Here is a 17707-nt window from a genome sequence, read left to right as displayed (position 1 = left end):
TTTGTAGTCTAAACTCCTGCTATCATATCATGAACTTTAGCAACTTCTTCAGCTGGGACTTGATAATAATAAATACCGCCAATGTTCGTGCCGCTTCCTTGCATCATATAGCTGTTCACATTTTTTCGTACGTCTTTATACCCGAATAACAAGTCTTGCATATCATCAAAATCCATATTTGTTGCCATGTTGTTACCTAATACATCAATTACGCCATTAATTTTATTCACAGAGCCAACGCTTGCACCCTTATTAATAATTCCTTCTATTACTTTGCGTTGTCGTTCTGTACGTCCGAAATCACCTGCAGGGTCTTGCTTTCGCATACGGACAAAATGCATCGTTTTATCGCCATCCATTTCTACAGGGCCTTTGGTAAAGTGATAATTGCCGTCATCCCATTCAACTTCATTATCGACATGAATCGTTCCTAATTGATCGACAAGTTCCTCTAAACCTTCCATATTCATACGTACATAGTAATCTAAGTCAATATCAAGGAAGTTCTCCACTGTAGCTACAGACATATCCGCCCCACCAAAAGCATAGGCGTGATTAATCTTATCTTGGACACCTTTTCCGACAATGGTCGTTCTTGTATCACGTGGTATGCTTACCAATTGCATGGTATCTTCTTTTGGATTTAACGAAAGCACCATTAACGCATCTGAACGCCCACGATCGCCGCCTCGTTGATCGACACCAAGCAACAATATATTTAATGATTCTGTCGCTTTAATTTTCTTTTTTGCTACTTTTGTATCAATAGCATCTACTGGTTCATTAATTTTGTCGTTTACAGTCGACTTCGCATTATTGTAAATCGAAAATGCATACGCACCCCCGCCAAGTACAAGAATTAATATAATCGCAAGCGGAATTTTCAGCCATAGCTTACGAGATTTCTTGCGTTCACTTCGTTTCATCCGTTTTCACCTATCCATTTCTTTTCTATATTTTCAGTTATTAATTTGTTGTATGCAACTATAATCCTACTTAAAAAGTATACCATAGTTCGTCAAACACAATTGACCTAATGACAACTCGAAGGCTGTCATTAGGTCTAAACTGTCATCATACGAGTGAATGATTAATCTCTACTAAACAAGTCTCTTGTATATACTTTATCAGCGGTATCACGAATGTGATCATCTAAACGGTTCGCAACGATCACGTCCGCTTCTTTTTTAAACGCTTCAAGGTCATTAACTACACGAGAATTGTAGAAAGTTTCTTCCTGTAATACTGGTTCGTATACAATAACTTCTACGCCTTTCGCTTTAATCCGTTTCATAACGCCTTGAATCGCAGAATGACGGAAATTGTCTGAATCTGTCTTCATCGTCAAGCGATAAATACCTACGACATTCGGCTTGCGATCTAATACCATATTCGCAACATGATCTTTTCGCGTACGGTTTGCCTCTACAATAGCTTGAATAATATTATTTGGTACATCTTCATAGTTTGCTAGCAACTGTTTCGTATCTTTTGGCAGGCAATATCCTCCATAACCAAATGATGGGTTATTATAATGCCCACCAATTCTTGGGTCTAGCGCTACACCATCAATAATTTGCTTGGCGTCCAAACCACGTAGTTCTGCATAAGAATCAAGCTCGTTAAAGAATGATACGCGCATAGCCAAATATGTATTAGCAAACAACTTAATTGCTTCTGCCTCTGTTGAACTTGTAAACAAGACAGGTATATCTTCTTTTTCTGCACCTTGAACTAATAAATCCGCAAAGGCTTTCGCCCGATCTGACTGCTCCCCGACAATAATGCGAGAAGGATGTAAGTTATCATATAAAGCCTTTCCTTCGCGTAAAAATTCTGGGGAAAAGATAATATTGCTCGTGGCGAATTCAATACTAATCTCTTTCGTATAACCTACAGGTACGGTAGATTTAACAATCATCACTGCATTAGGATTGGTATCTAATACATTGCGAATCACCGATTCAACGGTTGATGTATCAAAGTAATTCTTATCTGGATCATAATTTGTCGGAGTGGAAATCACCACATAGTCTGCATCTTTATATGCTTCTTCCATATCTGTTGTAGCACGTAAATTCAATTCCTTATTTTTAAGGAAACTATCAATCTCTGCATCGACAATAGGAGATTGTTTACTATTGATCATATCTACCTTTTCTTGCAGAATATCAAGTGCTACTACTTCATTATGCTGTGCTAAAAGTACGGCATTTGCTAAACCAACATACCCTGTTCCTGCAACTGCAATTTTCATGAGAAGTTCCTCCATTGGTTAAGTTCTTTGAGTTTACTAAATAATAACTTATAAACTCCAATAACTGAAGCCTTGTTTTTCACATTCTCTTTGTTCAAAAATGCTCTTAATATCAACAAGCACTTTTTTGTCTGTCTTAAACATTTTATTAAGCACATCTAACGTATAGTTTTCTTTAAACGTTTCATGTGGTACAGCTAAAACTACGCAATCTAAGTTGTTTAGTTCTTCTTTGTCAACCAGCGTAATGCCAAATTCATCGTAAACGTCTGTTGATTCAGCTACTGGATCATGAACGAGGACGTCAATACCATACTCTTTTAATTCGTTAATAATATCAATGACTTTGGTATTACGCACGTCAGCAACATTTTCTTTAAATGAAATACCCAAGATTGCAATTTTTGCATGATTGACTTCTTGTTTGGCTCTAATCATCTTTTTAATGATGTTGTTAGCAATAAATTTGCCCATGTCATCATTAATTTTTCGACCAGATAGTATGATTTGTGAATGGTAGCCTAGCTGTTCAGCTTTGTATGTAAAGTAGTAAGGGTCTACCCCGATACAATGGCCACCAACTAACCCTGGCGTAAATTTCAAAAAGTTCCATTTTGTTCCTGCTGCTTTTAATACAGCATTCGTGTTAATATCCATCTTATCAAATACCATAGCAAGTTCATTCATAAAAGCGATATTAATATCTCGTTGTGAGTTTTCAATTACTTTTGCAGCTTCAGCAACTTTAATGGACTCTGCCTCATGAATGCCTGCTTCAATAATAGAACCATATACAGCTGCAATTTCCCTTAAAGAATCACCATCACAACCAGATACAATTTTTGTGATTTTTGTTAAAGTGTTCACTTTGTCACCAGGATTAATACGCTCTGGAGAGTACCCAACTTTAAAATCTGTTCCAAACTTTAATCCCGATTCTTCTTCAAGAATTGGAATGCAAATTTCTTCTGTTGTCCCAGGGTATACAGTAGATTCATAAACGACGATAGAACCTTTCGTTAATTGTTTACCTACAGTTCTACTAGCACCAATAACTGGATTAAGATCCGGGGTCTTATCTGTATTAATTGGTGTAGGAACTGCTACCACATGAAATTTACATGGTGCAATATCCTCTTCCTTACTTGTAAATGACATGGTTGTACGTTTCACCATGTCATCTCCTACTTCATTTGTAACATCTACACCAGATAAATATTTATCCAGCTTTTTTTCATTTAAATCAAAACCGACAACATCAAATTTCTTTGCAAATTCAATAGCTAACGGTAGGCCGACATAACCTAAACCAATGACAGAAATCTTTTCTTCTTTGTTTAGAATTTTTTCGTATAAACTCATGGTTTCATGCCTTCTTTCTATAATTGACTTATTACTAGATATTATATCCTATAAATTAACTAGTCCTAAATTAATTTATAATAATCTACATACCATTCAGCAAATTTTTGTAACCCTTCTTCAATAGATGTCTTCGGTTGAAAACTAACTGCTTGTTGCAACTGTTCTGTTGAAGCATATGTAGCAGGGACATCACCAGGTTTGATTGGTTCAAATATTTTTTCAAAAACTACTTCTTTATGGAGTGCATTACTTAAACATTTTTCCAACGTTTCAATAAAGACCATCAACTTTTCTGGATTGTTATTTCCAATGTTAAATACTTTATGTTCCACTTCTCCCTTAGGAGGATTGCTTAATAAACGTTCAATACCTTCAACAATATCATCAATATATGTAAAGTCACGGTAAAGATCGTTTTCAAAATCACCATTATTAAAAATCTTGATTGGCTCTCCATTAAAATACTTGTTGGCAAAACCAAAGTAAGCCATATCTGGTCTTCCCATCGGTCCATAAACTGTGAAGAATCGTAACCCTGTAGCAGGTATCTTATACAAGTGACTATATGTATGAGCCATCAACTCATTTGATTTTTTCGTCGCAGCGTATAACGAAACAGGATTATCTACAAAATCAGTCTCTTCAAACGGCACTTTTTTATTAGCACCGTAAACGGAACTAGATGAAGCATAGACTAAATGATCTACTGGATGATTTCTGCAGGCTTCTAAAATATTATAAAAGCCTATTATATTGCTTTCTATATAGACATCTGGATTTTCAATAGAGTATCTAACTCCAGCTTGCGCAGCTAGGTTTACTACAATATTTGGTTTGTATTCTGCAAAAGTGCTCATTATTAGTTCTTTATCTGAAATATCACCTTGAATGAAAGTGAAATTCTCATAAGGCTTTAATTGTTCCAAGCGAGCTTCTTTCAGTTTCACATCATAATAATCATTCATGTTGTCTAAGCCGATCACAGTAAAACCTTGGTCCAGTAGTTTTTTTGATAAATAGAAACCTATAAAACCACTAGCTCCAGTAATAATAAATTTTCTGTTTAAAAAAGACTTATTATGTTTTATTTCCATAAAATGTATACACCCTTTTATATTTTACTAATAATTTTAGTTTTGTTTTTTAAAATATTGTAAATATCTTTAAAAAATATAGTAATCAAAAGAAATGTTGGGATGATTCCCACAACGATATTCCACCAAAAGTTTGTAATGAAAACTGAATATAGAGCATAACATGAAACTATTAGCGTCATAATATAAATTTTAATAGTTGGATAGTTTACCTTATAATACCGCTGTGATAGCTGTGTTCTAATTGTAAAGAATATTATAAAAGAAAAAGCTGTTGATATAGATGCTCCAAGAGCTCCGAATTTAGGAACCAAAACCCAATTCCCAAGAATGTTAAAACTACAAGCTATGACAGCTATTAGAATATGCATTTTTGTTTTTTTATAAAAATTAATACCTATTACAGTGGTTTCAGATATTGTATAAAATATAGGCATAAATACTAAAAATGGCATTATAGATGATGCATTTTCATATTCACTTCCTAACAAGCTAACAAGTACATCTTTTATAGAAATACTAACAATAGCCAATAAAAATAATATAAAGGAAATAATTATAGTAATCTGCCTAAAAAACAATCTATCTTCTGGTGCTTTCTCAAATTTTTCATATGCAACTGGCGTCCAAAACGTAGAAAAAGTCTGCCTCACCACCATAATGAGAGCAACCAACCTCATAGCCGCTGCATATAAACCCAATTCTTCAAAATCACTCCACTGTCTGAGCGCTATTTTATCAAACGATTCAAACAGCCAAGAAATAAAAATAGTCAACACAAAGGGAGCACCAAATTTAAAAATTTCCATCTGAGAATGCTTGGTTTCTTTGTCTCTAATATTGTTTAACTTCCAGAAATTCTTACCAATGTATATCCCTACTATAACTAATAGCATAATTGTAATTATTTTTGATAATATGAGAACCTCAAATTTATTACCCATAGCATAAAAGAATATCAATATAAAAGATAGGTTAAAAACTTTCTGGAGAATTTGAATTAAAGAGTAAAGATTACCCTTTTGTTGCATTCTTATTACTAATTGTGTGTACCTAAATAGTAATTGTGCAATAATACCTATGACTAACCACACTGCAACTTTTATACTTGGTTCTTCTACCAAAAAAAATGTAATAGGTTCGAACCAAGTAATAATAACTAAAGTTAACAGCAAAGTACAAAATAAAGGAATTCTTAGGGTTTTATATAATAATGCCCCACGCTTTTGAGAGTCCTCTTCATAAAAAAAACGAACAAAGGCTTGGTCTGCGCCAAATATAGTGATAATCATTCCAACTTTAAGAAGTAATTCAAACATAGTCACTTTCCCAAAAGCCTCTGGTGGAAATAAACGAGTTGTTAACATTGTGGTTGCTAACCCTAAAAATAACCCAATCAGACTTCCATAAGAAAATTTCAAAAAATTTTTCAGCAAACTTCCACTCATAAGTTACCTCTTTTATATAAATATAGATTATTAATTTACTATTTCTCAAAGAATTTAATATTGTATATTTCCATAACTTTTTTTAACTGCTTATCATTTTCTCCTTTGTCTACATTTGTTTTTGCTAAGCCGGTTTTTGCTGCAACTTTTGTAGAAAGCAAGCGAGGATATGACTTATGTACTTTTATAGTCGATGTCCCTTTTAAATAACTCATACACTTTAGCCATATATCATCTGCTGTAGGACAATATTTAATTATTGCATCTTTATTAAAAACTTCTTTACTTATACTACGTGGTGGGTATAAAGCACCTGCCCCATTAGTAGCCATAAGTAACATACTTGGACCAGATATTCCAGGAGATTGAAATAACCAATCTTTATAACTGTTTACATGATTATTTGTTAAAGTAATAAGGTGTGCACGATAACAAACTATATTGTTTGGGAATTCCTTATGTTTTTTTAGTAAATTTTCAACCAAATTTTCTGGTTGAAAAATATCATCATCTACAGTAATTATTAAATCATCATTATACTCTAACATAGTGTAATAATACTTTTTATGTGATTTGAGATCATCACAAAACCTTATTTCGAGCCCTCTATCTTTCATTTTCAGCACCTTTTTATTTATACTTGAAGTATTGGGAAACTGATCATGGGCTAGCCAAAGAATTATTTTATCTGGTTTTTTACTTTGTCTTAATAGAGATTCAAGCACAACCCATAAATTACCCATCCTTGGTGGAAACGAGGTTAAAGAAATAATTATTTTTTGAGAATCACTTGATTTATTTTCAGCTATTCCCAGTTTATTTGTGCGAAACACCGTATAATATATTGGTAAAAAAACTCTAATTGCTCGACTTAAGAATCTAAATGCATTTAATTTTAAAAATTCATTTTCTGTTTTTTCTGCTTGATATAAAATGTAATAAAAAAATCTAATAACCATTTTAACCACCTTATACAAATAAATCTATCAACTCTTGAAGAACAATATAAAAATTACAAATAAACTAAATCATTTAAACTAAACTAGCATCAATTACTATAATACCTATTTAATTTCACCAAAAAGATTGCAAAAATTATTTAATTAGGCTTAAGAACATACTTTCGTATTTTTTAACAATTATATTAGCCTCAAAGTATTCTGCTCTTTTATAACCTTTTTCTATATAATACTCTATTTCATCATTGTTTTGTAAGAGTTCATAAATTTTTTCAGCCATAGCATTATAATCTCCAACAGGAACTAACAAACCATATTTATTATTTTCAATTATCTCTCCAGGACCCGAATTACAGTTCGTTGAAATTACAGGTGTGCCAGTTGCCATAGATTCTACAATTACATGACTAAATCCTTCCCATTTTGAACTTAAAACAAATATATCGGCTTTTTTAATATATTTATATGGATTTGATTTAAAACCTATAAATTTCACTTTTTGGTGAATTTCTAAGTTATATGTAAACTGCACTAATTCTTTTAATAGTGGACCTTTCCCTACAATTACCAATAATATATTTTCTTTCACTAAAGTTAACTTTTTAAATGCTTTTAGCAATGTATAATAGTCTTTTGCTTCCGCAAGTCTACCTACGGATATCAGAATTTTGTTTGTTTCAAAATCCAAATCATCCTCCTCAACGTTTTCATCACTTAATTTTTTTATACTCGATATTTCTACTGGATTATAAATAACATCAATTTTATGTTTGTTTACATAAAAGTGAGTTATCAAATCATCTTTAACACCTTTAGATAGAGCAATGACTTTATTAGCAAAAACATTGTAAAAAAAGCTGGTGGTTAATTTATTAAAAAATGTAACCTTCTTTGATTGTGTTCGATTACTGGCTTCTCTTACAACTATCGGTATCTTTTTAAAAGTAAGTAGCTTTGAACAAATCAAAATAATATTATTTTCAATCAATGTACTAAATAACAAATCTGGCTTCTCTTGTAATATTGCTTTTCTTAATTTAAATATACAAAATCTTAATTTACTGGAGTTTAAATATTTAACCTTTACTTTATTAGACAACAAATTAATGTAATCATTGCCTTCAGCAGTCCCTAAGATTAAAATGACTTCAAACTTTTCTTTATTCAAATTATTTATTATATTTACAACAGTTCTTTCAGCTCCACCTCCTTTTAATGAGAACATAAAAAAAAGAATTTTATACTTCATAAAAGCCGCCCCTTCTCTATAATGAATAAAACGTTTGTATTTATCATGAATCTCTCACCATTCTTTTATATAGAGCTTGATATTTATTTGACATTGCCTTACCGCTTAAATTTTCTTTTATTATATTGGCTGCTGCTTTCTGCATAGCAGTATACTCATCTCCAGTTAATTTATTTAGTTTTTTTAATAGTTTAGATAAGTTGTTTTCAGTAAAGAGGTAGCCTGCTTTTGAATTATAGTTGAGTATCTCTTTATGAGGACCAATATTAGAAAGTAGAACTGGTACCTCTGTAGCAAGAGATTCTAACACTGTGTTTGGTAACCCTTCTGACTTTGAAGCAGTAATATAAAAGTCTGACAACCTCAAATAGTCACCAACATCACTTGTTGAACCTGTAAATATAATGTCATTTCTTCCTTTGGCAGCCTCCTTACACTTCTCTAATAGATTACCGTCCCCCACCATAATCAAAATACAGTTTTCTTCTTCAGACAATCTTAAAAATTCATTTATAATTAGTTCTGGTGATTTTCTTTTAATAAATGAACCTACTGATATAAACACTCTTTTGTCTTGGGAAATTCCAAACTTTTTTCGGAGTCTTGCCTTTTCAACTAAGCTCGCTTTTTTAAATTGAAAAGTATCAACGCCATTTTGAATAACATCAATTTCTAAACCATGCTCATTTAAAAATTTTTCTTTCAAAGTATAAGAGCAAAGAATAGGTTTAATAGATTTTTTTATAACTTTAAAATGTTTTTTAGCCATTAGATAGCCCTTTATCCTTCCAAACTTCATAACATAATCTTCAAAGGGGTAATTTCTTATTGTTGAAACAACTTTAAAATCTTTTAAATAATTTACAGCTATTTCATCTGCTCTTATCCCCTGTGTGTGGATGATATCAGGATCTAACTTGCTAATTTCATTTTGTATTTTTCGCCCTGCAATAAAAACTCCTTTTACTCTAGTCAAATTTAAAGATTTAACAGTTAAACCATGTCGCAAAAACTCTTGTAGCATCGAATCCTGTGGTTCTGGAGATAAAGTTATAATTGCACAATCAAAGTTAACTGCATCTAAATTTTTTACAATATTAAACAATTGATTTGTTGGACCGGTTCTCTTTAATGTGGAAACAATATAAAGTACTTTCATGCTATATCCTACTCTCATATTTAATGTATACAATTGAATACGTTAAAAAAAATATTATAGTTGGGGATCTTAAAGGATTGCTTATTATCAAAGCCGTAAAAACATATATTGAAACAAATAACAAAAAAATGACTGACCAATAATTGTTGGGATTGAATAAATACTTGCATAATATCACCATAATGCTTAAAAACAAAAAAACTAAAGCTAAAATAAATAACCATTTTCCTTGTGCATAGTATGTTAGATAGCCTGAATCAATTGATCCAAAAATTCGTATAGGAGATATTAATGTACCAATTGGGAATGTTGTATCCAAGATTTCTAATATATTATCCCAGTTAACTAGCCTAGCTTTCATTGAATAATCGTTTTCTAATCCATCTTGAAGCCTAATAAATCTAGAAAAAAACATATCAAATCCTACGGACTTATTTATAAAAAATAAAACTGCAGTACTTATACTGCTTATTATTATAAAAAACTTCCATGATTTGCGTATATTTATTAATAATGCAACGACTAGTATTACAGTAGCTGATATATAAGCCATGCGGGATGTAGAAACAATAATTAAAGTTAAAGCAGCCGCTGCATATAAAAGGTCTTTATTATAGTGGAACTTTCTATATTTAGCCAGAAAATAACTCATAGATATTAAGCCAAAAACAGATAAAGATGTTGTGTTAACAAAAAAACCACTAGCACGAATTCCATCAATAATTTGGAAATGTTCATCTACTGTCCATTGCTCAAAATATTTGGTAACTAGCATATTTTCTGGAAAATAGTTGAATACAACCAACAACTGAACCATGGAATATATAAAATTTGCAACAATTACTATTTTTAAACTGTTGGATATCCTATTATCAAGTATCTCTATTCCCTTAAGTCCATATAATAGGAAATAAACTATAATGGGCAAGTACAATATCAATATACGAAACCCACTAGCTATATCAGTTAAATCCGCAGAAAATGCTCCTATAATAGGAAGTATAGTTTCTAATAGAATAAACGGTATAATTGGTAGAAATATCTTTGGATGTATTCTAATTTCCTTACGTAGTATAATTAAACAGACTCCTATAAATATAAATGCGAAAAGTATAATGTCAGAAATCCTTATACTAATACTGTTTAAATTTATTCCATAAGTATAGCTAAAGCATAGGGCTAATAAATACAAAATAAGCATTTTTTGCATAAAGTTATGTGTTCTATTAATACTAAACAAAATTCTTTTTTTCACTTTATTCACCATATTTGCAGACCATCTTAAATAACATTAAGTATTAAAGAATATATCCCTTTAATAGAGTTAATAATCTGGTGTTAGAATTTTAAAATATATCATTGTTTATTAACGTTAATTTCATATATATTTCGCTTTCTTTCAAAAACTGAATCAATACATATTTTATTTCCACTTCTGCTCCATCTTGGATGGAGGTCACATCTCACATCGTTATCATATCTAAACGGAGCAAACACTTTAGCAATTGAACTGATATCATCGCCTTTTATACAATATACTGAAGCAATTCTTTTTCTATCTGGATATGTATCTGTTATTACCATTTTCCCATCAGGGGAAAAACTAGGATGTCCGTCTGATTGTAATTCAGGCCATAATTTCTGGTATGTACTTGTTTTATCTCTCATCAGATAGTAGCCATTACCTTCATTCTTCTTGTTAGCAAATGCAAGAATTTCACCATCATTCTTCCAACAACAATGGGATGTCATGTTATCATCGTTTAAATTATAGATATCAGACCCATTAATATTTGCTGTAACCAAACGAGTGTATCTGTTATTATTATTAATCCATCTATGCAAAACCATAAAACGATCGCCTGATGGGTTTATCATTATATGATTAACCTTATGCTCGGCGTTAACCATTTCAGTTCTTGGTTCAAAACCTGCAAAATCCGTATACTTTAAAATAGGTTTAGTTTGACCACTATTTAAATTTACATGCCATATGCAAAAATCATCCGGGCATTTCTCATTAACATATTTATCTTTTAAATTTGAATATCCATAACCGGGTCTCAGACGGTGTAATCTTGCAAAATCGAGAGTAAGTGCAAATTGTCCTTCTCTATCTACACTATAAACTGGCATTGCAATAATTTTTTCTTGTTTTGTCTCAAGGTTCAATATTACTGAACAATATTTTCCATCTCTAAAGTCGTTATAAATAATTCTCCTTGAATAGTCGGGACCTAGCCATTGTAGCATACAACCCTGCTGTACATTCCATGAACGAGTAGTACCTAATATTTGATAAGAATTATCGTTTTCAGTATCAAATAGCACTATTTCAGCAGGTTCATTCGGCGCTACCGACGAATATGAATTTTTTACTCTTAAGCAAAGCATGTACCTATCAGTTATATCCCACGGTGATTTGTCATAATAACCAAAGAAGTATTCCATACCATCATCTGGAGATATTCTTTTTATATCTCCTTTATATTTAATTTTAGGCGAGATAGCGTACATCCCTAATTGATATAATCTTTTAACCACTTTCTTCATCACAGGAAGTTTATTTAAGTATGCATTTAACTTTGCTTCTATTGCCATCTACATCAGCTCTTTCATTACTTCATTCTTTTTTTCTTAAAAATTTATTAGAAATCCACTCTAAAAATTTCAATGGTGCAATAAAAATTATAGCTTGACTTACTACTACTATAATTAAGTCAAATATAGAAGAATATCCTTTTTTCCAAAAGCCATAAATCATACTCACATAGCTTTTTATCTTTACCCAACTTTTTCTTCTAATTAAATTATCTTTATTTGCTCGAAATAACACCAGTGAACTATCTATATTTTCTGCTTTGTATCCTTTATTGAGCATTCTAACAAACAAGTCCAAATCTTGATTCCTTCTAAAATCCCCGTAGCCTCCACAAGCTAAAACTTCTGTTTTTTTATACATTACAGTAGGATGATTAAAAGGATTTCTCCTTCTAGAAAATTTCAAAATATCTTTATGTTTTATAGGCACTTGCCTAGAAGAATTGACATTGTTGGGATTTTCATAAAACTCGTCAATATGGGAACCTACAATGCTTAAATCTTCATTAGAATGAAACTTCTCTAACTGCAATTCGCACCTGTTTTTTTTAGATATATCATCTGTGTCCATCCTAGCAACGAACTCATTTCTACATTTTTTCAGCCCCTCATTTAATGCAAGCCCCAAACCAATATTTTGAGGTAATGAGACAACTGATAATAAATTAGGATATTCTGATTTAAATGAATATATCATTTCATCAAGTTCGTTAGTTAAGTCGCCATCCTTTACTAATACAATTTCATCTGGCGGAATAGTCTGTTCTAACATGCTATTAATACTGTCTTTAAGAAAAATAGGATTTTCTTTATAGTAAACAGACATCAAAACACTATATTTTTTGCTTTTCATTAACTGTTTCTCTCCATACTTTCTGTTAGTTTAATTGAATCATTAAAATCGATATCATAACAAATGTTATAAGACGACATCGATTTATCATAAATCAAATCACCAAACACTTTGTTCACAACATTAATGCCACCTAATATTTTAATGATAGGGTTAAATAGTTTTGTTAATATGATCTTTTTATCATGTTCTAGTGAAATTAATTCAACTAGTTCACTTGTATTCACGTAATCACTATTTTGCGGAAAAAACAATCCAGTTTTCTCCTTATCTATTAAAACTCGGATGAATTCAGATAAATTGTCGACATATATCATACTACGCTTATTATCAACCTTTGGAAATATTGGCGACTTAATAGCTATTTTTGCTAAACGTGGGTAATTACCCTTACAGTTTTTACCATAAATCATAGGCGGACGTAAAATAGCAAGTTTAAAAGAGCTATCTTCAAGCATTCTTATTTTTTCTTCTGCTTGGAGTTTTGATTTGCCGTAGTTTGTTTTTGGGTTAGGCACGGTATCAATGGTTATCTCTCCAGTTTCCATTCCATAAACGCTCATGGAACTAAGAAACACAAAATATGTAACGCCATTGTTTTTGGCTTTTTCAGCTAACTTATAAGTTAAATTTGTATTTACATCGTAGTATAAATTTGCATTTTCTTTTGTTTCTTTTCGATGCGCTATCCCCGCCACATGCAAAACAACATCATACTTGGAAAAGTCTACTTCTTTCCATAAATCATTTCGTAAACTAATCTTATCAATCTCGTATTGATCAGGGTACTGCTGCGCCCATTCTGCAAATGAATTGCCTACATAACTATTTTTTCCGGTGATGAGTATTTTTTTCATTTAGAAGCAGTCTCCTTATTGGAAGCCATTTCTTCCTTCGCTTTGGTACCTGTTCCGCCTTCTACAACACCGTCACTTTTTGCCACACTAATAAAAGTGCCAATAAAGCATTTTACATCAAAAAAGAAATTCATGCGTTCTACATATTCACCGTCAAGTTTAGCCTTTACTTCAATCGGCAGTTCATCTCTTCCGTTGATTTGTGCCCAGCCAGTTAATCCTGGTTTTACATCATTAGCTCCATACTTGTCACGTTCTGCAATTAAATCGTATTGATTCCACAACGCAGGGCGCGGGCCGATAACGCTCATTTGCCCTACAAAGATATTCCATATTTGTGGCAACTCATCAAGGGAAGTTTTTCTTAAAAACTTCCCTACTTTGGTTATATATTGCGCCGGATCCTCTAATAAATGGGTAGGTGTATCTTTTGGTGTGTCAATTCGCATCGTTCTAAATTTCAAGATATGGAAATGTTCTTTATGTAAGCCTACGCGTTTTTGTTTAAATAAGACAGGTCCTTTGGAATCGATTTTTATAGCGATCACCAATAGAAGAATGACTGGTGATAAGAGCACAATTCCAATAAAGGACAATAGAATATCTACCAATCTCTTAAACTTTAAATACATCATTTATGAGAATCCTTTCTATGAGAAAAATAGACTTGCAGTGCATCTATTTAAACTGACGCTTTTTCTTCCTGCACTTTCTCCACTAAATACTTCAATAAGTCGTCACGAATTTCTTCGTTTTCTAATGCTAAATCGATCGTTGTTTTCACAAAACCGAGCTTTTCACCAACATCATAGCGTTTTCCTTCAAAATCATACGCATAGACGTTTTGTTCTTCGTTTAGTTTTTGAATAGCGTCGGTTAATTGAATTTCACCACCAGCACCGATTTCCTGTTTATCTAAGTAGGTAAAGATTTCTGGCGTTAATACGTAACGTCCCATAATCGCCAAGTTAGATGGAGCAGTACCTTGTTTCGGTTTTTCCACAAAGTGATCGACTTGATAACGACGGCCTTCAATCGTATTCGGATCGACAATACCATACCGATGTGTTTCGCTATCTGGCACTTGCTGTACGCCAACGACAGATGATTGTGTTTCTTCAAATTGATCTATTAATTGGCGCAGCCCAGGTGTATCAGCTTGTACGATATCATCACCAAGTAATACGGCGAATGGCTCGTTGCCGATAAATTTACGTGCACACCAAACCGCATGCCCTAATCCTTTTGGTTCTTTTTGACGGATATAATGAATATCCACTTTGGAAGGACGTTTTACCTTTTCTAGTAAATCAAACTTTTCCTTTTTGATCAAGGAATCTTCTAGTTCAAAATTGTTATCAAAATGATCCTCGATCGCACGTTTACCTTTTCCCGTTACGATAATAATATCTTCAATTCCTGATTGTACGGCTTCTTCAATGATGTATTGAATGGTTGGTTTGTCTACAATTGGAAGCATTTCTTTCGGCATCGCTTTCGTCGCTGGTAGGAATCTCGTCCCTAATCCTGCCGCTGGAATGATCGCTTTTTTAATCGTACGCATGAATGAATCCCCCTTCTTCGTTTACGAACCTTTCACTGTGACATAATCATGTTCCATATAAACAATCTGCATAAGTGCATCTTTTAAATCTTTTCGAGTGTAGTTTTCAAAAGTATTCATAATTCCTCTAATGACGTCCTGATCGACAGCGGACGTTTTGCCAACGTAAATTTTTTCATAGACCGCTTCTGAATGTACTTCATCTTCGCCGAGCAGTTCTTCGTACATTTTTTCCCCTGGGCGAATGCCAGAAAATTGAATCGGAATTTCTGCTTCTGTATAGCCGGATAGCTTGATCAAATTTTTTGCGAGGTCGACGATTTTTACTGGTTCGCCCATATCGAGAACGAATATTTCGCCACCTTTCGCTAGTGTACCTGCTTGGATGACGAGTCGAGAGGCTTCTGGAATCGTCATAAAATACCGCGTCATTTCTGGGTCCGTCACCGTAACAGGACCACCATTAGCAATTTGCTTCTTAAATAATGGAATGACACTACCACGACTTCCTAGTACGTTACCAAAGCGCACTGCGGTAAATTTCGTTTTACTCCGAACTGCTAAGTCTTGAATGACCATTTCCGCAATACGTTTCGTTGCGCCCATCACATTTGTTGGATTGACCGCCTTATCCGTGGAAACTAATACGAATGTATGTATACCGAATGTATCTGCAGCTTCAGCGACATTTTTAGTACCAATAATATTATTCTTTACCGCTTCATGCGGGTTTTGTTCCATTAACGGTACATGTTTGTGCGCAGCTGCATGATACACAATGCGCGGTTTGTACGTTTCCATAATTTCAAACATCCGATCACGGTCTTGTACATCACCGATAACAGGTACGATTTCAATGCCTGCGTCACGATATTTTCCCCGTAATTCCATATCAATCGTATAAATGCTGAATTCGCCATGTCCTACTAAGATTATTTTACTCGGGGAAAATTTCATCACTTGTCGACATATTTCGGAACCAATCGACCCGCCCGCACCGGTGACCATGACCGTTTGTTCACTCACATATTTGGAAATCGCACGAATATCGAGCTGTACTGGTTCGCGACCAAGTAAGTCTTCCACTTCGACATTTTTTAAGCTGCTTACGGTTACTTTGCCAGTCATTAAATCTTCAATTTTCGGGATCATTTGCACTTTCGCATTCGTCTGGTTACAAAAATCTACAATTTTCTTCAATTGGCCATTACGAAGCGACGGAATGGCAATGACGATGTGTTCGATATGCATATCGCCAACCACTTCCGGGATATCTCGTACTTTCCCTTGAACTGGTATATTGTATAATTGCATTCGCTGTTTCGTTAAATCATCATCAACAAAAGCAACTGGTTGAAGCTCGGTTTCCTTACTCTGATCACGCAATTGCCGTGCAATCATTGCACCTGCTGCTCCAGCACCGACAATAAGTGTCGGTTTATGTTCGTGGTTATCTTTTATATATCTGTCGCGTACGACGCGCCAAACAAATCTAGAACCACCAATAAAGATAATATGTAACATCCATGTGACGAGCAATGCACGTCTGTAAATACTAAAGTCATTCGCAAGATATTGTACAATCGTTGCACCAAGAACAGAAAAAGTTACTGCTTGTACAATAGCGATTAACTCGCCAACACTGGCGTAAGCCCATACTTTGTTGTACAGCTTAAAAATGTACGCAAATACATGATGAAAAATTAAAAGTGCAACTGCGCTAATAATGATTGCGTCCATGCTGACAACATCGGTATAAGGGTATACGACCCACGATGCAATAAAAATAGCAGTCGTGACAATTACTGAGTCTAGCAACATCAATAGACCCAGTCTTGATTTGTACCCCATAAATAATACTCCTTCCTGTCTCTCTATTGCTGTAGAATAAGCTACTTGTAAATTGCCTCCGCCTAAAAAATAATCAGCAGGGAGGTATTCTTGAATTTTAGTGAACAATAAAGGAGAGATAGTCCTATAACAGTATTTAAAGCGAAGCGTGATCATGGAAACTTCACCAACAGAAGTCTCTTTTTTCAGTACTTGTTAATAGCAGAAAAGCGTAACGTAAAGAGAAATCATGTGTCACTTCGGCTATTTTGAAAGTGCCTACTTTCTATATGATTGAAACAAAATGAATTACTAAACAATTACATGCATTAAAAACAGCACCATTCGACACGCTGTCATTTTATGTATCTTTTTATCAAATAGATGCCGTAACACTTTCTGTTACTATGAAACAGTATATGTTTGGTAACAACCTTCAAAACGTCCAAAAAATAAAACAGCAATTCTATT

15 protein-coding genes are annotated in these 17707 nt (G+C 33.3%); all 15 read right to left on the bottom strand.

From position 1 onward, the window contains the following. Positions 1-8: 8 nt before the first annotated feature. On the bottom strand, positions 9-926 hold the full coding sequence (locus D9780_RS01900; protein ID WP_073006543.1) for an LCP family glycopolymer transferase: 918 nt from the start codon (positions 924-926) through the stop codon (positions 9-11). Positions 927-1090: 164 nt separating this feature from the next. After that, positions 1091-2257 carry a nucleotide sugar dehydrogenase gene (locus tag D9780_RS01895; protein WP_121639081.1) on the bottom strand — a complete coding sequence of 389 codons (1167 nt, stop codon included), beginning with the start codon at positions 2255-2257 and terminating at the stop codon, positions 1091-1093. A gap of 48 nt (positions 2258-2305) precedes the next feature. Then, entirely contained in the window at positions 2306-3619 is a 1314-nt protein-coding gene (locus tag D9780_RS01890) for a nucleotide sugar dehydrogenase (protein WP_121639080.1), read from the bottom strand. 65 nt (positions 3620-3684) lie between these two features. Then, positions 3685-4716, bottom strand: coding sequence for a GDP-mannose 4,6-dehydratase (locus tag D9780_RS01885; protein WP_121639079.1), 1032 nt, complete (start codon positions 4714-4716; stop codon positions 3685-3687). A gap of 17 nt (positions 4717-4733) precedes the next feature. Then, a complete protein-coding gene (locus D9780_RS01880; RefSeq protein WP_121639078.1) occupies positions 4734-6164 on the bottom strand; it encodes a lipopolysaccharide biosynthesis protein in 1431 nt (476 codons plus the stop codon). A 38-nt stretch (positions 6165-6202) separates the two neighbouring features. Further along, positions 6203-7123, bottom strand: a complete 921-nt coding sequence (locus D9780_RS01875; RefSeq protein WP_121639077.1) for a hypothetical protein — start codon at positions 7121-7123, stop codon at positions 6203-6205. A gap of 136 nt (positions 7124-7259) precedes the next feature. Next, complete coding sequence (locus tag D9780_RS01870; protein WP_121639076.1) at positions 7260-8372, bottom strand: glycosyltransferase; 1113 nt, start codon at positions 8370-8372, stop codon at positions 7260-7262. A 43-nt stretch (positions 8373-8415) separates the two neighbouring features. Beyond that, entirely contained in the window at positions 8416-9531 is a 1116-nt protein-coding gene (locus D9780_RS01865) for a glycosyltransferase family 4 protein (RefSeq protein ID WP_162985760.1), read from the bottom strand. 1 nt (position 9532) lies between these two features. Further along, complete coding sequence (locus D9780_RS01860) at positions 9533-10798, bottom strand: O-antigen ligase family protein (protein WP_121639074.1); 1266 nt, start codon at positions 10796-10798, stop codon at positions 9533-9535. Between the two features lie 89 nt (positions 10799-10887). Beyond that, positions 10888-12132, bottom strand: coding sequence for a TolB family protein (locus tag D9780_RS01855; protein ID WP_121639073.1), 1245 nt, complete (start codon positions 12130-12132; stop codon positions 10888-10890). A 22-nt stretch (positions 12133-12154) separates the two neighbouring features. Then, positions 12155-12985, bottom strand: a complete 831-nt coding sequence (locus D9780_RS01850; protein WP_121639072.1) for a glycosyltransferase — start codon at positions 12983-12985, stop codon at positions 12155-12157. Then, complete coding sequence (locus D9780_RS01845; protein ID WP_121639071.1) at positions 12985-13842, bottom strand: NAD-dependent epimerase/dehydratase family protein; 858 nt, start codon at positions 13840-13842, stop codon at positions 12985-12987. The genes D9780_RS01850 and D9780_RS01845 overlap by 1 nt, the downstream gene beginning before the upstream one ends. Further along, complete coding sequence (locus D9780_RS01840; RefSeq protein ID WP_121641405.1) at positions 13839-14474, bottom strand: sugar transferase; 636 nt, start codon at positions 14472-14474, stop codon at positions 13839-13841. The genes D9780_RS01845 and D9780_RS01840 overlap by 4 nt, the downstream gene beginning before the upstream one ends. Positions 14475-14524: 50 nt before the next feature. Next, entirely contained in the window at positions 14525-15406 is an 882-nt protein-coding gene (gene galU / locus D9780_RS01835; protein WP_121639070.1) for a UTP--glucose-1-phosphate uridylyltransferase GalU, read from the bottom strand. Positions 15407-15427: 21 nt separating this feature from the next. Then, positions 15428-17257, bottom strand: coding sequence for a polysaccharide biosynthesis protein (locus tag D9780_RS01830; RefSeq protein WP_121641404.1), 1830 nt, complete (start codon positions 17255-17257; stop codon positions 15428-15430). Positions 17258-17707 lie beyond the last annotated feature (450 nt).

It is taken from the genome of Virgibacillus sp. Bac330 (genome assembly GCF_003667845.1).
Classification (GTDB): Bacteria; Bacillota; Bacilli; order Bacillales; family Amphibacillaceae; genus Virgibacillus; species Virgibacillus chiguensis.
Note: the sequence above shows the minus strand (reverse complement) of the source record. Positions and strands in the feature narration are given on the sequence as shown.